Annotated in this window: 26 protein-coding genes, 1 rRNA gene and 1 pseudogene; 9 read left to right on the top strand and 19 right to left on the bottom strand. The window is 40.3% G+C overall.

From position 1 onward, the window contains the following. Positions 1–92 (top strand): 5S ribosomal RNA (rrf, locus tag ACKI4H_RS02080); the annotation flags it as partial. Between the two features lie 454 nt (positions 93–546). On the opposite strand, the gene ACKI4H_RS02075 is transcribed toward rrf, so the two are convergent. The 5 genes from ACKI4H_RS02075 to rplM all read right to left on the bottom strand — a co-directional run bounded on the left by ACKI4H_RS02075 (position 547) and on the right by rplM (position 3487). After that, the gene (locus ACKI4H_RS02075; RefSeq protein WP_407303520.1) at positions 547–1209 is read right to left on the bottom strand and encodes a hypothetical protein; all 663 of its coding nucleotides are present in this window, start codon (positions 1207–1209) and stop codon (positions 547–549) included. An 18-nt stretch (positions 1210–1227) separates the two neighbouring features. Next, on the bottom strand, positions 1228–1665 hold the full coding sequence (locus ACKI4H_RS02070) for a ClpXP protease specificity-enhancing factor (RefSeq protein WP_407303518.1): 438 nt from the start codon (positions 1663–1665) through the stop codon (positions 1228–1230). A gap of 11 nt (positions 1666–1676) precedes the next feature. Then, entirely contained in the window at positions 1677–2330 is a 654-nt protein-coding gene (locus ACKI4H_RS02065; RefSeq protein ID WP_407303516.1) for a glutathione S-transferase N-terminal domain-containing protein, read from the bottom strand. A gap of 329 nt (positions 2331–2659) precedes the next feature. Beyond that, on the bottom strand, positions 2660–3046 hold the full coding sequence (gene rpsI / locus ACKI4H_RS02060) for a 30S ribosomal protein S9 (protein WP_407303515.1): 387 nt from the start codon (positions 3044–3046) through the stop codon (positions 2660–2662). Between the two features lie 12 nt (positions 3047–3058). Next, positions 3059–3487 carry a 50S ribosomal protein L13 gene (gene rplM / locus ACKI4H_RS02055; protein WP_067724808.1) on the bottom strand — a complete coding sequence of 143 codons (429 nt, stop codon included), beginning with the start codon at positions 3485–3487 and terminating at the stop codon, positions 3059–3061. Positions 3488–3813: 326 nt separating this feature from the next. Between rplM and pdxA the strand changes: the two genes are divergently transcribed. Genes pdxA through ACKI4H_RS02040 form a run of 3 tightly spaced genes read left to right on the top strand, consistent with a single transcriptional unit; the run spans position 3814 to position 6477 of the window. Further along, a complete protein-coding gene (gene pdxA / locus ACKI4H_RS02050) occupies positions 3814–4782 on the top strand; it encodes a 4-hydroxythreonine-4-phosphate dehydrogenase PdxA (RefSeq protein ID WP_407303514.1) in 969 nt (322 codons plus the stop codon). A gap of 33 nt (positions 4783–4815) precedes the next feature. Then, the gene (gene rsmA / locus ACKI4H_RS02045) at positions 4816–5628 is read left to right on the top strand and encodes a 16S rRNA (adenine(1518)-N(6)/adenine(1519)-N(6))-dimethyltransferase RsmA (RefSeq protein WP_086193353.1); all 813 of its coding nucleotides are present in this window, start codon (positions 4816–4818) and stop codon (positions 5626–5628) included. Further along, positions 5629–6477, top strand: a complete 849-nt coding sequence (locus ACKI4H_RS02040; protein WP_407303512.1) for a symmetrical bis(5'-nucleosyl)-tetraphosphatase — start codon at positions 5629–5631, stop codon at positions 6475–6477. 71 nt (positions 6478–6548) lie between these two features. Here ACKI4H_RS02040 and ACKI4H_RS02035 read toward each other — a convergent pair whose 3' ends face one another. The 8 genes from ACKI4H_RS02035 to hflX form a co-directional block, all read right to left on the bottom strand. Next, the gene (locus ACKI4H_RS02035; RefSeq protein WP_407303511.1) at positions 6549–6998 is read right to left on the bottom strand and encodes a DUF2147 domain-containing protein; all 450 of its coding nucleotides are present in this window, start codon (positions 6996–6998) and stop codon (positions 6549–6551) included. A gap of 160 nt (positions 6999–7158) precedes the next feature. Then, a complete protein-coding gene (locus ACKI4H_RS02030; RefSeq protein ID WP_407303508.1) occupies positions 7159–7608 on the bottom strand; it encodes a DUF2147 domain-containing protein in 450 nt (149 codons plus the stop codon). Between the two features lie 173 nt (positions 7609–7781). Continuing rightward, positions 7782–8216: a DUF2147 domain-containing protein gene (locus tag ACKI4H_RS02025; protein ID WP_407303505.1), complete on the bottom strand. Its 435-nt coding sequence runs from the start codon at positions 8214–8216 to the stop codon at positions 7782–7784. A 148-nt stretch (positions 8217–8364) separates the two neighbouring features. Then, on the bottom strand, positions 8365–8811 hold the full coding sequence (locus ACKI4H_RS02020) for a DUF2147 domain-containing protein (protein WP_407303501.1): 447 nt from the start codon (positions 8809–8811) through the stop codon (positions 8365–8367). A gap of 160 nt (positions 8812–8971) precedes the next feature. Further along, a complete protein-coding gene (locus tag ACKI4H_RS02015) occupies positions 8972–9418 on the bottom strand; it encodes a DUF2147 domain-containing protein (RefSeq protein ID WP_407303499.1) in 447 nt (148 codons plus the stop codon). A gap of 85 nt (positions 9419–9503) precedes the next feature. Further along, a complete protein-coding gene (locus tag ACKI4H_RS02010; protein ID WP_407303521.1) occupies positions 9504–10178 on the bottom strand; it encodes an LrgB family protein in 675 nt (224 codons plus the stop codon). A 10-nt stretch (positions 10179–10188) separates the two neighbouring features. Next, positions 10189–10560, bottom strand: a complete 372-nt coding sequence (locus ACKI4H_RS02005; RefSeq protein WP_407303496.1) for a hypothetical protein — start codon at positions 10558–10560, stop codon at positions 10189–10191. 43 nt (positions 10561–10603) lie between these two features. Further along, on the bottom strand, positions 10604–11935 hold the full coding sequence (gene hflX / locus ACKI4H_RS02000; RefSeq protein WP_407303495.1) for a ribosome rescue GTPase HflX: 1332 nt from the start codon (positions 11933–11935) through the stop codon (positions 10604–10606). Positions 11936–12319: 384 nt separating this feature from the next. Here hflX and ACKI4H_RS01995 point away from each other — a divergent pair, with 384 nt between their 5' ends. After that, positions 12320–13129 carry a lysophospholipid acyltransferase family protein gene (locus ACKI4H_RS01995; RefSeq protein WP_407303493.1) on the top strand — a complete coding sequence of 270 codons (810 nt, stop codon included), beginning with the start codon at positions 12320–12322 and terminating at the stop codon, positions 13127–13129. A gap of 37 nt (positions 13130–13166) precedes the next feature. On the opposite strand, the gene ACKI4H_RS01990 is transcribed toward ACKI4H_RS01995, so the two are convergent. After that, positions 13167–14801, bottom strand: a complete 1635-nt coding sequence (locus tag ACKI4H_RS01990; RefSeq protein ID WP_407303491.1) for a phospholipase D family protein — start codon at positions 14799–14801, stop codon at positions 13167–13169. A 111-nt stretch (positions 14802–14912) separates the two neighbouring features. On the opposite strand from ACKI4H_RS01990, the gene ACKI4H_RS01985 reads away from it, so the two are divergent. Both ACKI4H_RS01985 and ACKI4H_RS01980 read left to right on the top strand, forming a co-directional pair. Then, positions 14913–15923, top strand: coding sequence for a metallophosphoesterase (locus ACKI4H_RS01985; RefSeq protein ID WP_407303490.1), 1011 nt, complete (start codon positions 14913–14915; stop codon positions 15921–15923). Between the two features lie 87 nt (positions 15924–16010). Then, complete coding sequence (locus tag ACKI4H_RS01980) at positions 16011–16355, top strand: hypothetical protein (protein ID WP_407303489.1); 345 nt, start codon at positions 16011–16013, stop codon at positions 16353–16355. Positions 16356–16413: 58 nt separating this feature from the next. Here ACKI4H_RS01980 and ACKI4H_RS01975 read toward each other — a convergent pair whose 3' ends face one another. Together ACKI4H_RS01975 and ACKI4H_RS01970 are read right to left on the bottom strand one after the other, a co-directional pair. Continuing rightward, positions 16414–17730 carry an MFS transporter gene (locus ACKI4H_RS01975; protein ID WP_407303488.1) on the bottom strand — a complete coding sequence of 439 codons (1317 nt, stop codon included), beginning with the start codon at positions 17728–17730 and terminating at the stop codon, positions 16414–16416. 144 nt (positions 17731–17874) lie between these two features. Then, positions 17875–18516 carry a hemolysin III family protein gene (locus tag ACKI4H_RS01970; protein WP_407303487.1) on the bottom strand — a complete coding sequence of 214 codons (642 nt, stop codon included), beginning with the start codon at positions 18514–18516 and terminating at the stop codon, positions 17875–17877. A 102-nt stretch (positions 18517–18618) separates the two neighbouring features. Here ACKI4H_RS01970 and ACKI4H_RS01965 point away from each other — a divergent pair, with 102 nt between their 5' ends. Next, positions 18619–19845, top strand: a complete 1227-nt coding sequence (locus ACKI4H_RS01965; RefSeq protein WP_407303486.1) for a class I SAM-dependent methyltransferase — start codon at positions 18619–18621, stop codon at positions 19843–19845. A gap of 68 nt (positions 19846–19913) precedes the next feature. Beyond that, on the top strand, positions 19914–20345 hold the full coding sequence (locus tag ACKI4H_RS01960) for a GNAT family N-acetyltransferase (protein WP_407303485.1): 432 nt from the start codon (positions 19914–19916) through the stop codon (positions 20343–20345). A gap of 73 nt (positions 20346–20418) precedes the next feature. Here ACKI4H_RS01960 and ACKI4H_RS01955 read toward each other — a convergent pair whose 3' ends face one another. From ACKI4H_RS01955 to ACKI4H_RS01945, 3 genes and pseudogenes are all read right to left on the bottom strand, one after another. Continuing rightward, on the bottom strand, positions 20419–20739 hold the full coding sequence (locus ACKI4H_RS01955; protein WP_407303484.1) for a hypothetical protein: 321 nt from the start codon (positions 20737–20739) through the stop codon (positions 20419–20421). Positions 20740–21025: 286 nt separating this feature from the next. Next, complete coding sequence (locus tag ACKI4H_RS01950) at positions 21026–23161, bottom strand: 3-hydroxyacyl-CoA dehydrogenase NAD-binding domain-containing protein (protein ID WP_407303483.1); 2136 nt, start codon at positions 23159–23161, stop codon at positions 21026–21028. Between the two features lie 11 nt (positions 23162–23172). After that, positions 23173–23682 (bottom strand): annotated as a pseudogene (locus ACKI4H_RS01945) (acetyl-CoA C-acyltransferase); the annotation flags it as partial.

Raw genomic sequence — 23682 nt, 5'->3', positions numbered from 1 at the left:
ACCACCTGATCCCTTCCCGAACTCAGAAGTGAAACCTCTTTGCGCTGATGGTAGTGTGGGGTTACCCATGTGAGAGTAAGTCATCGCCAGCTCATTAATTCCAAAACCCCCTCCGCCACAGGCAGAGGGGGTTTTTTTATGGGGGAAATTTTATATTTTTAAAAGTGATTAGCAACTTACTTAATATCGAGCCTTAAATTTGAAAGAAATGAATATATCTATGTTTAGAGGCTTCTTTTACTAAAAATCGAATAATTAATTAACCACTTATGAATGTCTCTCATCTGATTAAAAGTCGCTTTCATAGTAAAGAAGAGAAACATTTTATGTTAGGTGTGATATGCACTCATTAAAATAGATAAATAGAGGAAAAAATCTTTCTTAAATGAGGTGATTTTATATTGATGTTATTGTATTGAGAAAATATGCATTAAGGATTTTTTTATTTTTAGCTAAGCGATTTATAAGTCCAAATTACTGAACTATTCACAAATAAAAAATCGCCATTTAGGCGATTTCTATTTTTTAACTAAAATCCTAAGTATTTCAGTTAAACATTTGAGTTGCAGCAGAATATAAAACCCAAAGAATGATGATAGCAACTACCGGTTCTAAAAGTTTTGCCCATGCTGGAACTGCAGTATTTACTGTCACAGCAGCAATGTGTCGATCTTGATTAACATCATTATGTTGTTGACTTACCATTTGATTAAACTCCTTCATCGTTGAGTCTAATGATATCTCTTCTTGCACAATCGGTTTAGAACCTTTTAACTCTAAAAGGTCGTTTGTTAGCCAAACCCAATCAGGGGCTTGACCTGAAAGATGTTCAATTTGCCCTAAGAGTAATTCACGTAATCCACGGACTTCGAGATTACCGATATCATTCAGCTGTTTAAGCTCTGCCAGTTGTAAACGCAATATCTCTGTGACTGCGGGTTCTAATTCACTTTTAGTTAATGTGGACTGATTCTTCGAGGAAGTGGTCAGGTGGCGTGAAACCTCTTGAATAAAAAGCTCATCGGGTGAGGAAATTTCCTGATAAACTTTTTTGTCATTAGAGCGCCAAAGGGTAATCAGCTTACCCAATACAAGAGCATTTATTTCTAACAAATGCTCTTTTCTATCTTCTCTAGAGTGTTGCTCGAGAAGCTGAGGCTTTTGACTATTAATCTGCTCAGCAAAATATTGTACTAAATCAAAAGCCATCAATTTACTCCATATTTTTTAGTCTAATAACCGTAGGCTCGGTTTTTTCTTAGTCTTGGGTTGTTCAGTTTCTTCGGAAAGTGTTGTTGATTTTAAAGTATCTTTAGGGATTTGGATATCCTCATATTCATTTGGATCAAAGAATAAACCTTGACCATTTTCACGTGCATAAATGCCCATCACTGCATTTAAGGGTACATATATATCACGTGATACGCCACCAAAGCGAGCAGAGAAGGTAATTGTCTCATTGCTTATATTTAATTTATGTACCGCATGGGGGGCTATATTTAAAACAATTTGCCCATCTTGAATAAATTGTTCTGGAACCATAGTGTTCGGTTGCGTGGCATCAACAAGTAAATGTGGGGTAAGGTTGTTGTCACAAATCCATTCATAAATTGCACGAGCAAGATAGGGACGGGTAGGAGTAAGGTTTAATTCCTGATCAGACATTGAAATATACTCTATTGATTCACTAAAATTTCACGATATTTATTTTTTTCCTGCATAGTCATGGACTTGATAAAAGCAGGACGGGAAAATATCCGTTGGCAATATAAGAAAATGGGACGACAATGTTGTTTAGGGAGTTCTATTCCCATTGAATGTAACCGTAAAAAAATTGGCGCTAACATGCAATCTAAAATTGTAAAACTTTCTGACATGAAATAGGGGAAATGCTGAAATAAGGGAGTTAGAGAGATCAGTATATCGCGCAGTTGTTTTTGGGCTTTTACTTTATCTTTTGCATTTAAGCTATCTGGGTGGCGCAGCATGATATCTGCAAGCTTTAGCCAATCTTGTTCGAATCGCCAAATGTATTGACGCTGTTCTGAGCGTGGCATGGGTGCATCAGCATATAACTTGTTTTGACGATAACGGTCATCGATATATTCGGAAATAATGCTGGTGTTGAACAGTTTGAGTTCATTTTCAATCAGCATGGGAACTTGATTATAGGGGTTTAAGCTGGCGAGATCTTCATCATCTTCATCTACAATAATCAGATAATATTTAATTTGCTTTTCGGCAAGGACATAACGAATCCAGTGTGAACGAAAGTCATCTGCATGGCTATAGAGTGTAATTCCTTGAACAGGTGCGGTTTCGACGGACATAATCCCAAACAAAGCAAAAATGAATAGAATAGGATACTAAAATTCAACCTAAAAAGCACGAAGCATAAAAGATGAATCGGGTGAAGAAGATGTAGATTATAAGAAAAATAACTGGAGCAAGAAAATATGATAATTAAATTAGGTTTAATGATGCTATTTATTTTAATTGGTGTTGCCAACTACTATCTCAGTAAATCATTTTGGTGTCATGAAGGCGTATGGGGCAAAGATGTACATGATCAATAGCAAAACAGATATGGCTCATAAATTTATAGCACATAAAAAAGCCTTGGATAAACCAAGGCTTTTTGTCCGATTCGGTAAACGAATTAACGTTTAGAGAATTGAGGACGTTTACGTGCTTTACGTAAACCAAGTTTCTTACGTTCAACTTCACGAGCATCACGAGTAACGAAACCAGCTTGACGAAGAGCAGGTTTTAAAGTTTCGTCAGAAGCGATCAATGCACGAGTAATACCGTGACGGATAGCGCCTGCTTGACCACCAATACCACCACCAGCAACGGTGATGTAAAGGTCAAATTTTTCAGTAACTTCTAAAAGCTCAAGAGGTTGACGAACAACCATACGAGCAGTTTCACGACCGAAATATTGTTCGATAGAACGGTTGTTAATTACGAGTTTGCCTGTACCAGCTGACAAGAAAACACGTGCAGTTGCGGTCTTACGGCGACCTGTACCATAATTAGTAGCCATGTGCTGTATCCCTTAGATGTCCAAAACTTGTGGCTGTTGAGCTGTATGTGGATGCTCAGTACCAGCGTACACTTTCATTTTTTTGATCATTGCATAACCAAGAGGACCTTTTGGTAACATACCTTTAACAGCTTTTTCTAAAACTGCTTCAGGTTTGTGAGCGATTAACTTCTCGAAGTTAGTCTCACGGATACCACCAGGGAAACCAGTATGGCGATAGTATTTCTTATCGTGAGCTTTTTTACCAGTCACAGTAATTTCTTCAGCATTGATTACAACGATATAATCGCCAGTGTCAACGTGAGGAGTATAAGAAGTTTTATGCTTACCGCGTAAACGACGAGCGATTTCAGTCGCAAGGCGACCTAAAGTTTTGCCAGAAGCATCAACAACATACCAGTCATGTTGAACTTCAGCTGGCTTAGCGCTGAGAGTTTTCATTAAACCACTACCTATTATAGTTGGTTTGGACTATGGAATCTGTCCAAACAAAAGGAGACGCGATTCTAAACGAATACGTGAAGAATCACAAATGAAAATGTAGAATTTCAAGCGCTATATTTTATAGGTAAAACCAGGAATGTGCAAAGAATAATCACAACTATTTTTGTATTTTTAACAGAATGGATAGAATGTTACAGTTTCCCCGGCACATGCTTAGGAAATGATACATATTTTCGCTTATAAAATAGAGCTTAGGGAAAAACTTGTTTATCTAACCTGTATATAATAATGATATTCGAGCGCAGGTTAGATGAGACGAAAATATGCTTCCTTTATATGTAACCAGTGGCGAGCCAGCAGGTATAGGTCCAGATATTTGTTTAAGTTTAGCAATGCGTATTGATGAACGTCCTATTGTGGTTTTGGCTGATCTGAATCTATTAAAAAAACGCGCTGAAACCCTAAATCAAAGAATTGAACTGATTGAGTATCAAGGGCAGGACGCATCTTCAGGTGTCGGTCAGCTTTTTATAGAACATGTACCTGTACAGCAAGAAGTTGTTATGGGTGAATTGAACCCGAACAATGCGGCTTATGTACTGGAGCAACTGCGTCGTTCTGCAGATTATGCCATGTCAGGCAAAAGTGTGGGCGTTGCCACAGCACCCGTGCAAAAATCGATTATTAATGATGCCGGCATTCACTTTAGTGGTCACACCGAGTATTACCAGGAATTTGCAGCTGTTGAACGTGTGGTGATGATGCTTGCAACCAAGACTTTACGTGTCGCACTAGCAACCACACATCTCGCCTTACGAGACGTTCCAGATGCCATTACCACGCAACGTTTGCACCAGGTGATTGATATTCTGATTCATGACTTAAAAACCAAGTTTAAGATTGAGCATCCACATATTTTAGTCAGTGGTTTAAACCCGCATGCAGGCGAGGGCGGATATTTGGGGATGGAAGAAATTGAAGTGATTAATCCAGTGCTTGAAAGCTATCGGGCACAAGGCATCAATATGAGTTTGAGTCTTCCAGCCGATACCTTGTTCACCCCTGAAAATTTAAAAGATGCAGATGCCGTTCTGGCGATGTATCACGATCAAGGCTTACCTGTGTTAAAATCTCAAGGATTTGGTGAAGCCATCAATATTACTTTGGGCTTACCTTTCATTCGAACTTCTGTCGATCATGGCACAGCACTCTCCCTTGCTGGTACAGGACTTGCTAAAAGTTCTAGCCTGCACGTTGCTGTAGATTTAGCCCTCGATCTGGCGCGCCACTGATTATTGTTCATCACTCACGTTGGAAATGTTTTTATGTATCAAATTAATGCCTTAAACCCAAAAGAAGAAGGGCATCAGGCTCGAAAACGATTTGGTCAAAACTTTTTACATGACCAGCGTGTCATTGCCAAAATTGTACGCTCAGTCAATCCGCGTCCAGGTCAAAACATTCTAGAAATTGGCCCGGGTTTGGCCGCATTAACCTCACCATTAATTGGTGAGTGTGATGCCTTGACCGTGCTTGAGCTGGATCGTGATCTGGCTGCTGGTCTGCCGGGGCGTGTACCGCATCCTGAACGTTTAACCATTATTGAAGCCGATGCATTGAGATATGATTATTCTCAACTGTTCCAGGAAGACCGTCCATTACGTGTCGTTGGCAACTTGCCCTATAATATTTCAACTCCACTCTTATTCCATCTCCTGGAATTTGGTGACAAAGTGCAAGACATGCACTTCATGTTGCAAAAAGAAGTGGTAGACCGCATTACCGCTTCGCCAAATACCAAAGAATATGGTCGTTTGTCGGTGATGATTCAGTATTATTGTAAACCGACGTTTTTATTTGAAGTACCGCCAGGATCTTTTAATCCGCCACCCAAAGTGACTTCTGCGGTATTCCGTTTAGAGCCATACGCTGTAAAACCGATTATTGCTAAAAATGAAAAAGCATTGGCACGTCTTGTTTCCCATGTCTTTACTCAGCGTCGTAAAACACTGCGTAACAGCTTGAAAGGTATGTTGGTGGAAGATGCTTTCGAGAAAACCGGGATTGATCCGATGGCGCGTCCAGAAACCTTAAGCATGGCTCAATTTGTTGCTTTGTCAGACCAAATGGTGGCTTAAATGGCAGGTTCCGATATTCGATACAACTATGTCATTGGTGATGTTCAAGGCTGTTTTGAAGCCTTAAAAGCGTTGCTAAAAGAAATTAAGTTCGATCCCGATCAGGATTTTATCTGGTTTGCGGGGGATTTGGTTGCACGTGGTGAAAACTCGATTGGCGCACTACGTTTTGTTAAAAAACTGGTTGATCGTGATGTCGCAGCGACGGTATTGGGCAATCATGACTTGACCCTTTTAGCTTGTGCACGTGGTTTGAAAGAGTTGAAAGATAGAGACAATACCCGTGATGTCATTGATGCGATTGATAGTGATGACTTGATTGACTGGTTACGTAAACAACCATTGTGTCTTTTCCCGAATGATCAAACTATTTTGACCCATGCCGGTATTCCATGTATTTGGTCGGCAGAACAAACTTTTGCTTTGGCTAAAGAAGTTGAAGCGATCATCAGTCATGAAGATTTTGCGGTGGTAGATGCTTTTTTAAGCCAGATGTTTGGTAAAGAGCCAGCGCTTTGGTCAGATCAGCTACAAGGTCATGAACGTATACGCTGTATCGTTAACTATCTGACCCGGATGCGTTTAACCGACAGCGACGGTCGTTTAGAGTTTAGCTTTAAAGATTCGCTCGATGATCCGATGCCTCAAGGTTTTAAACCGTGGTTTGAGTTTGAATCGGAAGCTGCAAAAACCCATCAACTGATCTTTGGGCACTGGGCGGCATTAGAAGGTAAAACCATTAATCCGCAGATTCAGAATGTCGATGGCGGCTGTGTTTGGGGCAAGCATCTGATTGCCTATCGCTTGGAAGATAAAGAAATATTTAAAGTTGATAATCCAGTGATATAGGATTTGGATGATTTATAAAATAAAAAAGCCACAGGATGTGGCTTTTTTATTTGCATTTATTGAGTTGCAATTTAGTCAAGTCTAATCCAGGTCTGGCTGCGCCCCAAAGTTGAAACGCCCATATAGGCTCTCAAGGTTAGACGCTTACCTGTAGCATTCATTTTAATTTTGGCATCATAGACTTTGCCTGCTAAAGGGTCAATCACACGGCCTTTTTCATAAGTGTTGGTCCCCGTCACATGTTTTAAGCCTTTAATGATTTCCATACCTAAAATTGGCTGGTTGGTATAGGGCGAAGGGCAGTGATTACATATCTCACGAGGCGTATAGCCAGGACGAGGTGTCACTTTAATAATCTTAGCGCTAAAGCTGTCGTTGGCTGCTTTATAAATTTTGATAATTGCTTTGGCTGCACCTGATTTATCATCAATTTGCTGCCAAGTTCCAGAAATGTCTTCAGCAAAAATTTTGCCACTAAAAAGCACACTCACTAAAGTGACAAGCAATATGTTCTTATTCATATAAATCCTTTGGATGATTCATTATTTTTTTATTGATTAAGTATGTTAAACCGATTATGTGATTAATCAATGTACTGATAAGTATGCAAAAAATAAAATGAGTGTATTGACGATATAAAAAACTTCATCCCTGTGGATTCTTATTGAAGTCTAATACGGTTTAATCTGTACGAAGCCACGTTTGACTGCGCCCTAGGGCTGAGATTCCGACATAGCCACGTAAGGTTAAGCGTTTGCCACTGGAACTTAGCTTAACTTTAGCATCGTAAATTTTGCCTGCAAGTGGATCGATAACACGACCTCTTTCATAGTTATTGGTCCCTTCAACATGCTTTAAGCCGGTGAGGACATCCATGCCTAAAATTGCTTTATTGGTATAAGGTGCCGGACAGTTGTTACAAATTTCACGTGGTTTGTAGCCTGGTCGAGGCGTTACTTTAATAATTTTGCCCGCATAAGTATTATTTGCTTCTTTCCGAATTTCAATCAGTGCCTTAGGTGAACCGGTTTTATCGTCAATTTGTTGCCACGTCCCCGAGAGGTCTTGTGCCCATACATTTCCACTAAAAAATAATCCAACGAAAGCAGCAAGCAAAATATTGTTTTTCATGTCAATTCCTTCTACTGTGGAGAGTAATTATTTTATCCATAAGAACATATTATGAGCGTTTAATAATTAGTCAATAGAGTGGGTTAAAAAAATCAAAATAATGTGAAATATTCAAATAACAATCAATAAAAAAGCTACATCATGCGGCTTTTTGTTAGGATTAATCACTTTATCTAGGTTTGAGTTCGACCCCAGGCAGAAATCCCCACATAACCGCGTAACATAAAATGTTTACCTTTGGCGGAAACCCGTCCTTTTAAGCCATATATTTTTCCTGTTAAAGAATCCAGTACCCGACCGTTGGCATAATCATTCTCATTGACATGTTGTAAACCTTTAAACACTTCTAAACCCAGTATAGGGTGATCGGTGTAGGGAGGTGGGCAACGGAAACAGGTCACTCGGGGGGTATAACCCGGGCGTGGTGTTACTTTAATAATTTTTCCGGAATAAGATCCATTGCTTTGTTCCTCAATTTCAATCAGTGCCTTAGGTGAACCTGTTTTATCATCAATTTGTATCCATTTCCCCCTTATATCCTGAGCAAAAACCGAAAAACTACCTAATAATGCTACAAAAAATGTAGTCGTGATTGCTATTTTTTTCATAAAACTTCCTTATTTATATAAGTTCACCATCCTGGTTACTTATTTTAAAGTGGGTGTACCGATACAAAATTAAGCAATCTTTAGGATAAAAATTAAACTTTCATTCGTATCCCACTAACCTTTTATGCTCAAGTGTAATGAATATAAGTTAATCTTGTTTAATCCATGTTTGGCTACGGCCAAGTGCAGAAATACCCACATAACCACGTAGAGTGAGGCGTTTACCATTGGCACTTAATTTTGCTTTCCCGCTGTAAATTTTACCGCTGAGGGGGTCAAGAACTTTGGCATTTACAAAGTGGTTATTATCTGCAGCTTTCAATCCGGTTAAAATATCTAAGCCTAAAATGGGTTTATTGGTATAAGGGGCGGGACAATTTACACAGGTTTCTTTCGGGGTATAGCCCGGGCGTGGGGTTACTTTGATGATTTTTGCGGTATAAGTGCCGTTGGTCTCTTGGCGCATTTCCAGAATTGCCTTTGATGAGCCTGTTTTATCGTCAATGGTTTTCCATGTTCCGGTAAGATCTTCTGCCCATATATTTCCACTAAAAACAAGACTAGCAAAAGCAACAGATAATAGATTTTTTTTCATGTTCTTTCCTATGAGTAGGGATAATATTTTTTTTATCTATACAAAGATATAATCATCGTTTAAAGAACAGTCAATCTATTGCTTCATAAAAAATTAAAATAATGTGAATTATTTAGATAACAGTAAAAAAAAAGCCACATAGTGTGACTTTTTGTCATATTTAGTCATTTCTAATCCAGGTCTGACTACGACCCAAAACTGAAACCCCGACATAACCACGTAGGGTTAAACGCTTACCATTTGGGCTTAATTTCGCTTTCATACTGTAGATATTACCGCTAAGTGGATCAATAATTTTGCCGTCAGTAAAATTGGGTCCTGCTGTTGGTTTTAGACCTTTTACAACATCCATGCCCAGAATAGGCTTATTGGTATAAGGAGCAGGACAATTTACACAGGTTTCTTTGGCTGTGTAGCCTGGACGAGGAGTGATTTTTACAATTTTTGCGGTATAAGTGCCATTGGTCTCTTGGCGAATTTCAAGAATCGCTTTCGAAGAACCGGTTTTATCATCAATATTTTTCCAGCTTCCCGAAATGTCTTCCGCAAAAACAGCACTACTGCTGGCAGATAGAAGTAGGGCTGCTAAAATTTTAAAATTTCTCATCAAAAAACCTTTCGATAACTTTATGGATAATTTTTATCATAAGGTCAAATTCTGACTATAGAAATGGATATTAATGAAGTCCCAGTCACATCTTTTGCAAATAGAGTATAAACGTTGGCAGCCAGATGGCGGTGAAGACGGCATTTACTGCCATGCCAAAAGCCGCATAGCGTCCTGCTACGCTGCCTCGTTGCCATGCTTGTGCAGTTCCTATGGCATGTGCTGCCAAGCCTAATGCCAAACCTGAGGCTCGTTCATCATTAATATGACGCAAGATAAATGGCGAAAAAGCAGCCCCAATCACGCCTGATAAAATGACAATTAAAATGACTAAGCTGAGCGGTGCATGTAACAGGGTGGCAATATTAATCGCAATGGGCGTTGTTACCGCCCGGGTTGCAAATGCCATAATGCTTGCATCAGACATATGCAATAAATAGGCAAGTCCCATTGGCAAAGCGACTGCACTCATACTGGCAAAAACCAAAATACCAACAATGGCTTTGAGTGGTAAGTCATCATAACGCATGGCGGCAAGCGGAATAGCCAAGGCAACAGTGACATAGCCGAGTAAATTGTTAAACAGCGGATTGACCTGTGTCATATAGGATTCGTAAGGAATCCCAAATACAAACAACAATCCAATAATGAAAAACATGCCGATAACAATGACCGGAATTTGAGGAAGCCTTTTATTAATAGGTTTGGCAATGAGATAAGCGAACAGGGTCAAGATAAAACCGTAGAGTACTGATAACATCATATTTCCCCTATAACCAGCGCTTGGCCATTTTTGCGTAGACCCATAATGGAATTAGGGTACTGATCAACATCACCCCAAGAAAAACTGGAATTTCCTGCCCCATGTGTACCAACATAATTAGTGAGCCGGCACTAATCGGTAAAAATGCAAAAGCACTTTCTTTCATTATTTTATTATTGGTGTCGACTAAACGCGCAGGTAATTTGTGGATATTTCTCCAAATAAGCAAGCTCAGCAACAAGCTAATCAAGCCGACCAAATTACCTAGTTCCGGGTGATCGAATTGCGTCATTAACCATACTGCTCCCTCACGAAAGCAGATGATTAACGCCAGTGTGCCGATCCATGCTGGCCAATCGATTATTTTTATCCAGTCCATTTTTACCAAACTTTAAAATTATACTTATCACGTTTTAACCGATTTATCTTTTAATTTCAAATTCCTCAAGCGGTTTTTTGAATTGTATGGCTTTTTTCCCCAGAATTTCGTCAATCGGTAAATGGGCCTGCTTAATCAATTGTTCCAATTTTGCTGGGGCAATAATGATATGTAAATGCAGATTGCCTTCCTCATCAAAATTTTCAGTTTGAATCACATTTAACTCATATAGTTGAGTGCGCAATTTTCCATATTCGGGTTTTAATACCAACTCGAAACTTTGAATTTGTCCCATCAGACATTCTTGTACTGCCTGGCGTAACAAGTCTAAGCCTTGTTTAGAGTGGGCAGACACATACACACGATCGGGCAAATGCGGTTTGGCATAAATGATCTTGGCATCTTCCCCGCTGATATCGATTTTGTTATAGACACGAAGTACCGGCACATCAGCACCAATTTCTTTTAACACAGACTCGACTGCTTCAATTTGTTCCATCATATCTGGACTGCTCGAATCAATCACATGCAGCAGCAAGGTTGCTTCAAGAGTTTCTTCCAGTGTAGCTTTAAAGGATTCAACCAAAGCATGTGGAAGGTTACGTACGAAACCCACTGTATCTGCAAGGACTAAAGCACCAATGCCATCCCAGTTTAAGCGACGTAAAGTGGGATCAAGGGTCGCGAACAGTTGGTCTGCAGCATAAACTTCACTATTGGCCAGAATATTAAATAAGGTTGATTTGCCGGCATTGGTATAACCGACCAGTGAAACAGTCGGCACAGAGGCTTTTTGGCGTGCTGCACGGCCTTGTACACGAGTTTGACGTACTTTTTCAAGTTTGTCTTTGAGCTGGCCCATGCGGATACGAAGCAAGCGACGATCTGTTTCCAGTTGCGATTCACCTGGACCACGTAAGCCGATCCCGCCTTTTTGGCGTTCAAGGTGTGTCCAGCCGCGAACCAGTCGTGAAGATAAATGTTCAAGCTGTGCAAGCTCAACTTGCAATTTACCTTCATGGGTACGCGCACGCTGCGCAAAAATATCCAGGATTAATCCGGTACGGTCAACCACGCGGCATTGCAGAATTCTTTCTAAATTACGTTCTTGAGCAGGAGTGAGTGAGTGATCAAAAATAACCAGCTCCACTTCCAGAGCTTTGACCAGCTCGGCAATTTCCTCTGCCTTACCCGAGCCAATAAAGAGTTTCGGATCCGGTTTAATACGTTGAGCCGTAATATGTTCCAGAATTTCGGCACCGGCAGATTTGGCCAGTAAACGAAATTCTTCTGCATCAAGGTCATCTAAAAGTTGTACCGATACACTGACCAATACTGCTCGTTCACCACCTTGATGTCGCTCAAAATATTCCACTAAATGCTATCTCTACTACATGAAAACTTTATTTTAGTAGAAAATACACACCGATAGTGAAAAATAGATCGGACTTGCTTAAGTAAGATAATAAAACATCGAATAAATCCAAATATCTTGCCTATACTGAACAGTGATGAGCGCTTAAATAATTTTAAGACATTGATAATAATTATTATTTTAATGAATGATCAAGTTGTTAAATGATGCAGACCTATTCGTATCATTTTTGTTTTAAATCAAAATTTCGTGTTTATGCGTTTTTATTATTTAATTAAAAAAACAGGGTTCGGTTTTTTGATCAATGCAAGATCAAAATGAACAGTATAGAATGGCAGAAAATAAATGATTAAATGCTGTGTCTGGTAAATTAGTGATCAATCTATGACTCAACCCTCTGTAACTGAAAGTTCACCATTAAACAATATGTCTAAATTTTTCTTATATAGTAAAAAGTTATTGGCGGTTGTAGTTGCGATTGCACAAGGATTTTATCTGGTTTTTCGGCACCGTTTATATAAAGACCCGAATAATCCATGTAATACACGTTATGTGCAGTATTTCTGCCGTCAATTATGTGAAGTTTTCAATCTTGAAATTCAGGTACATGGCGTGATTCCACGCGAGCCTGCGCTATGGGTAAGCAATCACATTTCTTGGCTTGATGTGGCCGTTTTGGGTTCAGGTGCGCGGGTGTTTTTTTTAGCAAAAGCTGAAATTGAACAATGGCCATTACTGGGTAAATTGGCCAAGGGTGGGGGGACATTGTTTATTAAACGTGGATCTGGCGATTCAGTTAAAATTAAACAGCAAATTACCGATTTTTTAAAACAGGATATTCCCGTGTTATTTTTCCCTGAAGCGACGACTTCAGATGGCTCAAGAATAAAAAAAATCTATGGACGTATTTTAGGTGCAGCCATTGATGCCGATCGTCCTGTACAAATATGTTTGATTTGTTATGTGAATCAGCACGGACAACTGGATCTGGTGGCGCCGTTTATTAATGATATTAGCTTTGCCGATCATGTCAAAAATGTCTTGGAAATGCCTAAAGTGAAAGCGCATTTAATGGCATTGCCAGCAATATCTACTAAAGGGCATACGGTGGAAACACTGACTCAAGAAGTGCAAAGTAAAATGACCGAAGGTCTGGCACAGCTGCATCAAAAAGTAATTAAAAATCCAACTTGAACGGATAATATAAATGAATGCCAGAAAATACCTAGGTTTACATAAAGCCTTCGAGTGGCAACCATGAAATTACTTTCACTCCCGCCTTTTGCCACCATTTCATTTTGGGTTCTTTAGGATAGGTTTTGATGCTGCCATCATGACGTTTAATTTTCCAGTTGATTTTATTGCTGGCATCTAAAACCAGTTTGTAAGCATATTTAGATAAATTTTCATCCATGGTTTGGTGTACGGATCTGGCTAAAGCAGGGCTATCCAGCAATACGCCAATTTCCGTGTTTAAATATGCAGAACGAGGATCAAAATTGAAAGATCCAATAAAAACCTGTTTTTGATCAATCGCCATCAGTTTGGCATGCAGGCTGGAACGGCTTAGACCTTTTAAATTAACCTTGGCTTTTTTTGCAAGTTCTTCGGTATTGGCATTCAAGTTTTCAGCTTCTGGTGCAGACAGAAATTCATATAACTCGACCCCATCCTTTAATAAATTCTTGCGATATTTGCCATAAAAAGCATGGACTAAAAATATATCATTGGCTTTAAACGAGTTGGTGAGTACACGGACATGAATATTATTTTGAGCCAGTTCACTCAGCATCTTTTCGCCCTTTTTTTCAGGGACAAAATAAGCTGAAATAATATCGACGCTTTGGTCCGGTTTTTCTAAATGATTCAGCAGTTGGAAATTCAAATGTTGTTCTTTTTTCGCTTTCGCCCTGATTTTACTTGGTGAATCATTGACGATTTCGGCTTTGACCCAATCAAACTGGATACTACTATTTAACCATTTTTCAAAGGCATGTGACCGGTTAGCTAAATCAAGATAGTTCTGAACGCTAACAGTTTGTGCATGTTGCTGGAGTTGCTGCTTTAGACTGTCAAAACGTAAGGAATGATGTCGAGGATTGACAATTTTTTTGACTGGAAACGCATAATCATCATTCCAGTACTCATCAAAGGAATGAATGATTTCATCGGATGCAGAGCCGACCAGCATCACGTCGACATCAGAAAATTGATAATTGTCGCTGACGTTATAATATTGATTACTCATATTGCGCCCCCCAATTAAAGCAATCTGGTTGTCTGCAATAAAGCTTTTGTTATGCATGCGGCGGTTAATACGTTTTAAATCCAGCACCATGTCCATGGCACGGTAATGCCTAAAACGGTAAGGATTATATAACCTGACATCAATATTTTTATGCTGATCGAGTGCCAGATAAATGCCTTCCATTTTTTTGGCATTGTTGTCGTCCATTAATAAACGGACTTTGACACCGCGGTCTGCTGCTTGAATAATGGAGTGCAGCGCCAGCGAGCCTATTTTATCGTTGTCCCAAATGTAGTATTGTAAATCTAAAGTTTTTTCTGCTTTATCAATAAGATGTATACGTGCTGCGATAGCTTCCAGCGGATCGTATAAAATATGATAACCGGTAAGATCGGGGTTTTGTTCTCTTAACGGTAATATGATTTGAGCCAATGAGGTTTGTTTGGTTTCGGTATCGAAAGCATATTCAATGGGTTGTGGTGTTTGTTTCGGCAGGGTGGTGCATGCGGGAATCCCTACAATCAGGCTACAACTCAACAATACTGCAGATTTATAAGTAGAAGAGTGACGCAATTTACCAGTATCTAATTGAGCTGTGGGAGGGGAAGATTGCGCCATAAGTTATAAACAATACCAAAATTGGGTTTGAGTATAATTGCCAGCTGTGAAAAGATAAATATGAGAATAGATGAATGATGTCATATCTTCATTATTGCTAGAGAAATTACTATGTGGGATACAGACTCGGTCGCGGTTTATTTTTATATCATTTTTTTTATGCTTGGATGTTGGGGTATGGTACAAGCATGGCTCAGTCAAACCCGTACGGAAACCATTCATCCGTTTAAAGCATTTGTACATTTACTGGCATTTTATTTATCTTATTTACTGGTTCCTTTATTTTTCTTTAGCCTGTATGCCGGTTGGAGTGGTTATTACTCTATTCACCAAGCGGTATTTATTTTTCTGCTCAGTGGCATACTCATTTATGCACGTTTTATTGAACCGCATCATGTCAGCGTCAAAACCCTGCAATATCAGTTAAATCCAGAGCAGAAGATGCAGCGTCCAGTCAAACTGGTCCTGATTGCAGATTTACATATCGGTCTATTTTCCGGCCATGAACGGCAACTGAAAATCATTGTCGAGAAAATCAATCAGCAGAATCCTGATTTAGTCTTGGTTGCCGGGGACTGGACGTATGAACCTGAAAATACACTTGCCGATGAACTGGCCATTTTAAAACAGATCAATGCCCCGGTTTATTCGGTCAATGGCAATCATGATGAACAATACCCCGGGCCACCGATTCAAAACCTGCTGCAACATGCGCTAAAAGTCAATAATGTAATTGATATTGAAGGAAAAATAGTTGAATTTGATGAATTTCGCTTGTTGGGGGTCGGTGATTTATGGGCCGGAAAAACTGATATGCGTTATATGCCAGACTTGCCTCAAGATAAATCCTGGGTAATTTTATCGCATAATCCTGACACAGTAGATATGGTGCCGCAATTGCCGAAACGCCCTTTAATGCTGTCTGGACATACCCATGGCGGACAAGTTGAACTGCCTTGGTTGACCAATTACATCATGGAAAAAGTGTCTATACTGGGGCATAAGAAAGGTTTATATCGGCATGAGCATGCGGATGTTTTTGTCACGGTAGGTACAGGAATGGTCGGTGTGCCGTTTCGTTTTCGGGTGCCTCCGACGATTGATGTCATTGAGCTGATTTAAATCTTCAAGATCGATTGCTGGAACAATTTTTGACATAGCGTAAAACAAGATTGATTTATAACAATGAGAATACAACAGGAGAAGAGTATGTCTTTTTCAGAAGAGGTCGGTCAGTTTTTTGCTTTAACAGAATCCCAATCGGCACAGCTTGAAGCGGGTTTGACTGCTTTAGAGCAGGTTTTTCAGCAAGCCGAAAGCGATGTGGTCAATACACCTGTATTTGCCAACAGGTTTTATCAAAAGTTTCAGCAGCTGATGAAGGCATTTGCGATTGATGAAAATCATGTGGAAGCTTTTCTGGATCATTTATATGCCACGGAAAGATACCGTCAACTTGTGACTTATATTGTGCCAAGCTATTACAATGCCGGGGGCGATCGAAAGGTGTTTGAAGAGCTGTATCAAGAAATGTTAAGTGATGAACAGATCTAAAAAAAACAGCATAAAAAAACCAGCGTAATGATGCTGGTTTTTTTATGCTTTGATGAAGTTAAACTTGGTTGTTTACATCATCATTTTTTGTTTCACGAATAGCCAGGAAAGCCAGAAGTGACAGGATAGATGCAGCAGTTAAGTAATAACCCACAGCATATAAACCATATGTAGTTGCAAGCTTTGTTGCAATTAAGGGTGCAAAAGATGCCCCTAAAATACCTGCCAGGTTAAAGGTTAATGCAGAACCTGTATAACGAACTGAAGTTGGGAACATTTCAGAAAGTACTGTACCGATTGGACCATACGTTAAACCCATGATCGCTAAACCAATACACAAGAATAAGAACACAACAATGGTACTGCCAGATTCAAGCATGTTGGCGAACACTAAACCAAACAATGCTGAAACAATGCATACGCCAATTGAAGTTGCCTTACGACCAAATTTCTCGGCAAAAACTGCAGAGAGTGGAATAAATGCTGCAAAACACAAAGTGGCAACCAGTTGTAATTGAAGGAATTCAGCGCGTGTATAACCGAGCTGTGTCGTACCCCAGTTCAATGCAAATACTGTGGTTAAGTAGAACACTACGAAGGTACATACGGCAGCAATTGTGCCCAGAATCAGCATGCCCCAGTGTTTGGTCATGACTTCTTTAAATGGAATGTTTACTTCTTTTTGCTTGTCCAATACTTTTTGGAATGCAGGCGTTTCATGCAGTTTTAAACGAATCCAAAGACCCACAATTACCAGTACAGAACTTGCAAGAAACGGAATACGCCAGCCCCATTGCATAAAGTCTGCTTCAGACATGAATGCACCCAGAGTAAGGAACGAACCTGTAGCCAAGATAAAGCCGATGGGTGCACCAAGTTGCGGGAACATGCCATACCAGGCACGTTTGCCTTCAGGTGCATTTTCAGTGGCAAGAAGAACCGCACCACTCCATTCGCCACCAAGACCAAGCCCTTGCCCTAAACGACAAAGCGCAAGCAGTAATGGAGCAACAATACCAATCTGTGCATAGGTTGGAAGTAAGCCAATACACACGGTTGAAATACCCATGGTGAGTAATGCAGCAACCAGTGTAGCTTTTCGACCAATACGATCACCTAGATGTCCGAAGAAAGCAGCACCAATTGGACGGGCAATAAAGGCAATAGCAAAGGTTGCTAAAGACTGAATAGTTGCAGTCGTAGGATCTGTACTTGCAGGGAAGAACAAATGAGGAAAAATAAGAACTGCCGCTGTTGCGTAAATATAAAAATCGAAAAATTCGATTGTTGTACCAACAAGACTCGCAGTGAGTACGCGGAATTTTGAGTTTGTAGCTACTTCTTCCGAAGCAGGAATAGAATTTGATGACGCCATGAGAAACCTTACACTTACTAAAAATAAAAAAGCTTAGTTTTAAAAGCGTAATCTTTTTAAAAAAGGCGTAATTTCTTAAAAAAATACGAAATACCGGCTCATATCTACGGATTTAGGGTTACTAAAAAATGCAGAAGTAGAGGGTTATATCACGTAAAGACAGATCGCTAAGAAATGTGATCCAGCGCCAATCAATACAAAAACATGCCAGATAGCATGCGTATATCTTACTCTTTTTAAGGCATAAAACAATGCACCAATGGTGTACGCAAGTCCACCAATGACAAGATAGGTTAATGCTTGATCGCTTAAAAAGCGTTGCATATCATCCATTACCAGTAGTGCAAGCCATCCCATTACCAGATAAGCAATGAGGGAAATCTTTTGGAAACGATGAATGAAAACTAACTTGAATAATGTACCAATGACAGCAATCACCCACAGTGCAATCAACAAATACTGTGCTTTTGCCGTTGGAAGTGCGATAGACAAGAATGGAGTATATGTTCCAGCAATTAGATAATAAATTGCGGTGTGATCCAGTTTTTTGTACCAGCCGCGACGCTGTGGTGATTCAGCATAGTGATATAGACTTGAAGCGGCAAAGAGTATAATCAGGCTCAATGCATAGACACACAAGCCAATAAATTGTCCTAACGGTAAATAACTGCCTTTAAACAGCATGAAAATGCTGGCAGTTGCTGCCAAAACTGCGCCAAGTGCATGACTAATCGCATTTATTTTTTCTTCATGTGGATCATAAGTCTGCAGGTTAGATGTGCTCATCGCTTATTTTCTTTAACTAAAAATACACTTGTATAGTAATGAAGTTTTACCTTTAAAGTAAGAAGTTTTACACTGATCCCTTAATTTATTCGAGTTATGTATATGTCTCAATTGGCTTCTCCTTTTCTTCAGGAACAACAATTCTTAGATACTTTTCAGCAAGCCATTGAAACACAAAGTTTTGATCGAATAATTCTTAGCCAGTATAAAGGCAAACTTGAAAATCTAGAGAAAATGACCTTACGAGTCATTTCACTGCAGGGACAGCCTGTTTTAAGCTGTCTGTACCATTATAAGACTCAGGATGTCACCAAAAACTATCCTTTAGCGGAAGCCAGCCAGTTGGTTCAGGATTTATTGGCCCAATGTAAACAAGCCAATCTTTTTACTACTAAAGAAGAGCTGCAACTTAAAAAGAATAAGAACAAAGCCATGCTGACGGTGAATAAAAACAAATCCGCCTCAAAGACTCAAACTGTAGAGATTCAACAGGGACATGACCGCACCAAGCATCGCTATGTCGATCAAGACAGTTATTTTTTACAGCCTTTGGGTATTACTGACGCCAAAGCACAAATTATTCCCAGCATGGCGCGTAAATGGAAACAGATTAATAAATTTGTGGAAATTTTCTCGGGTGCTTTGGGCCAAATCACGCCACAAAATCATGCTTTGCGGATGGTTGATTTTGGTTCGGGAAAAGGTTATTTGACCTTTGCCTTATATGATTATCTGGAAAAGCAGGGTCAAACGCCATTTGTTACCGGTGTGGAGCTGAATCCGAAAATGGTGGAGTTCTGTCAGAAGGTTGCTGAAGAGTCTCAATTTACCCAACTGGATTTTTTTCAGGGTGATGTACGAACCTATCAGCCTGAACATCTGGATGTGATGATTGCCTTGCATGCCTGTGATGTGGCGACCGACTTTGCCATTCACACCGGTATTCGTTTAAATGCACAAATGATTATGTGTGCGCCGTGTTGTCACAAGGAATTGCGTCCACAGCTCAAAAGTCCGGAAGTACTGAAGCCGATGTTGCAATTTGGCATTCATTTAGGTCAACAGGCGGAAATGCTCACCGATACCATTCGTGCCTTGTTGCTTAAAGCTTATGGCTATGAAACCAAAGTATTCGAGTTTGTGGCTTTGGAACACACCAGTAAAAACAAAATGATCTTGGCGACCAAACGTAAAGATTACCAACAACCCGATCAGGCAGTATTGGCTCAGATTCAAGCTCTAAAAGAGATGTATGGCATTCAAAAGCATTCACTTGAGTTGTTGCTCAACAACCAGTGGGATCAGCAGGATATTGGCTGCAAGTGCTAATTTAAAACCAGTTTAAAATAGATGAAGCAGTCGCAAGGCTGCTTTTATTTGTAGGAAGATGCTTTTTGATGAGCCAATTTACCATACGTGCAGGCAGTTGGGATAAGTTGCAAAATGATGCAAAACTGATTCGTGAGCAGGTATTTATTCAGGAACAGCAGATTGCGGTTGAAGATGAATGGGATGCTGAAGATACAGTGTCTGTACACTTCGTAGTTTACGATCAAGATCAGCCGATCGCGACAGCACGATTATTACAAAATAACAGCGTCGGGCGTGTGGCGGTGCTGAAATCGCATCGCGGTGTAGGCATTGGAAAATTGCTGATGCAACAGATTATTCAGCAAGCCAACCATGAACAGCGCGAATTTTTAACGTTGTCTTCGCAAGCGCATGCCATTCAGTTTTATGCCGGTCTGGGTTTTAAAGTGGAAGGTGAGCAATATCTGGATTGCGGTATTCCACATATTGATATGCGATTGCTATTCACTTGCTCTTAGATATTTAAATCTTCAGTATTGAAAATAAAAAAAGCCACGAAAAGTGACTTTTTTTATTTTTAGAAATCTCGAATTAATGACCAGACTCATGTTCAGCTGATTTTTCAGCTTCTGTCATTACAGCATGTTCTTGTGTCGACATTTGATGCTCTTGAACTGTTGCTGCGCCAGCTTCTTTCTGTTTTTTAGCTTCTGCTAAAGCTTCTTCAGACATCGCAGGGGCATTTTTAAATGCATGCTGCTGGGTGTTTTTTTGCTGTTGGCTCGGCATGTAATCTGGCTCGTTGCTTACTGCAAGATAGAAAAACCCCATAAAAAAAGCACCTAAAATACAAGCAATAATTACGGCTTTCCAGCCCCAAGGGGATTTTTCAGGAGAAGAATGATCAGTCATAGAAAATACCAAAATGGATAAAAATAAATCAAAATCTCGTAACTTTATAACACAAAATAAAATGAAAGCCGACTCATAACTGACTCAATATTCATTTAAATAAGGGATTAAAAAATTAATTTTAAGAGATGGATCTTTGTTTAAGTGAGTCAAAGTTTATCTCGGTACAAATATCAATGCTTAAAAGACGAATACTTATTTTTAATGCTGAAAAGAAACACTTGAATGTATGAACGCCCTTATCTTTAATTCAAAAAAAGGGCGTTAATTTTTGATTGAAAAGGGGTTATGAAATTTTCTCGCCAGTGTGCACTTTATCTTTCAGTAATTGAGGTGATTTAAAACGCTCACCATATTTAGCTTCAAGTGTATTGGCGCGGATCAAGGCTTTTTCCAGACCATATTGGTTCAGATATTGTATGGCTCCACCAGTCCATGGCGCAAAACCGATCCCAAAAATAGAACCGACATTGGCATCTATTACCGACTCCAATACACCTTCTTCATAGCAGCGCAAAGTATCCAGCGCTTGGACAAACAGGAAACGGTCAATCATTTCTTGTTCGGATATTTTTACGTCTTTTTTCCAGTGACTTAAACCTTCCCATAAGTGCTTTTTGCCATCTGCAGGATATTCATAAAAACCCGCACCCACAGCTTTACCTTTACGGTTAAATTGATGAATCATGCTTTCAATCACCTCATCTGCAGCAGAACGGGGCAGGTTTTTACCTTCTGCTTGTAAGGCTTTACGTGTCTCGGCAGCCACATGTTCAGACAGGGTTAAAGAAACTTCATCTTGGATGGCAAGTGGGCCAACAGGCATACCGGCTTTGAGGGCAGCCATTTCAATTCGCGCCGGATGCACACCTTCTGCCAGCAGACGTAAGCCTTCCTGCACAAACGTACCAAATACACGACTGGTGAAAAAACCACGACTGTCATTCACCACAATTGGGGTTTTACCAATTTGCTGCACGAAATCAAAAGCCTTGGCTAAGGTTTCATTTGAAGTGTTTTTACCTTTGATGATTTCAACCAGTTGCATTTTATCGACGGGGCTAAAGAAATGCAGGCCAATGAAATGGCTATCGTCTTTAGAGGCTTTGGCGAGTTCTGTAATTGGCAGGGTCGAAGTATTTGATGCCATCACACCGTTACTGGCAAGATATTGTTCTGCCTCTTGAGTGACTTGAGCCTTGAGTACAGGGTTTTCAAAAACAGCCTCAATGATCAGGTCACATCCGAGCAGATCTGCACTGGATGCAGTCGCTTGAATCAGGCTTAAAATCTGATCTTGTTGATCAGCTGATAAACGTCCTTGAGCTACTTTTTTATCCAGCAGTTTCTGGCTATAGGCTTTGCCTTTTTCAGCCGCATCTATTGAAATATCTTTCAGAACTACTGGAATGCCTTTCGATGCAGTTACATAAGCAATACCTGCACCCATCATACCTGCACCTAGAATACCGACTTTAGTGGCTTTCCATTTGGCAATCTCTTTAGGGCGGCTTGCACCTGATTTAATCGCATTCAGACCATGCCAGAAGGTGCCAATCATATTCTTGGAAATCTGACCGGTCGCCAAGTAGGTGAAATAACGCGATTCAATGGTCAGTGCGGTATCGACATCTACCTGTGCACCTTCAACAGCGGCTGCCATAATCGCTTCAGGAGCAGGGTAACAACCTTTGGTTTTATCACGCAACATGGCAGGTGCAATTGCAAGCACTTGAGCAACAGCTGGGGTTGAGGGTGACCCCCCGGGAATTTTGTAACCTTTCACATCAAACGGTTGTTGCGAGATTGGATTGGTTTTGATCCAGGCAATCGCCTTGTCTAAAAGTTTTTGTTCAGTTTCCACAATATCGTGAATTAAACCTAAAGACTTGGCTTTATCGATCCCAAATTGTTTGCCTTCCATCAACAGGGGAAAGGCATTTTGCAAACCGAGCAGACGTATCATACGCACGATTCCACCACCGCCCGGAAGCAAACCTAAAGTGACTTCAGGTAAGCCAAACTTGGCTTTCGGGTCATTCAGTGCAATACGATGATGACAGCACAAAGCCAGTTCCCAACCACCACCGAGCGCCGTACCATTGAGGGCTGCAACCACAGGAATACCACGTGTTTCAATATAGCGCAGTTTGGCCTTCATCTCTTCAATCATATTGAAGAAGGCGGTGGCGTGCTCCGGCTCTGCTTCAATCAGTTCATCTAGATCACCACCGGCAAAAAAAGTTTTTTTCGCTGAACGGAAAATAATGCCTGAAATTTCTGCATCTGCTTGTAGTTTAGAAACACTATCTTCCAGCGCCACACGGAAATCTGCATTCATGGTATTGGCAGATTGGTTTGGAGAATCTAAGGTTAATATGACGATATTGTCCGCATTTTTTTCATATTGAATTGCGCTCATTGTTATTCTCCTTATACCAATTCAATAATGGTTGCGATGCCCATACCGCCACCGACACATAACGTAGCCAAACCACGCTTTTTGCCTTGACGTTCCAGTTCATCCAGCAGCGTACCTAAAATCATCGCACCGGTTGCACCGAGTGGATGACCCATGGCAATTGCACCGCCGTTAACGTTGACTTTAGCTGGATCCACTTTAAGTTCGGTAATAAAGCGCATCACCACCGCTGCAAAAGCTTCATTGACTTCAAACAGGTCAATGTCATCAATTGTAAGACCGGATTTTTCCAATGCCTTACGTGCTGCCGGGGCAGGACCGGTCAACATGATGGTTGGATCAGATCCCACCAGTGCAGTAGCCAAAACTTTAGCACGCGGTTTCAAACCTTGTTCTTTCACCGCTTTTTCTGAAGCAATTAAAACAAGCGCTGCACCATCGACAATGCCAGATGAATTTCCTGCATGGTGCACATGATTAATCTGACCGACTTCTGGATATTTTTGCAGGGCAATTGCATC

It is taken from the genome of Acinetobacter sp. (genome assembly GCF_045628685.1).
GTDB lineage: Bacteria > Pseudomonadota > Gammaproteobacteria > Pseudomonadales > Moraxellaceae > Acinetobacter.
The sequence above is the reverse complement of the archived record's forward strand: the minus strand, read 5'-3'. Positions and strand labels throughout refer to the sequence as shown.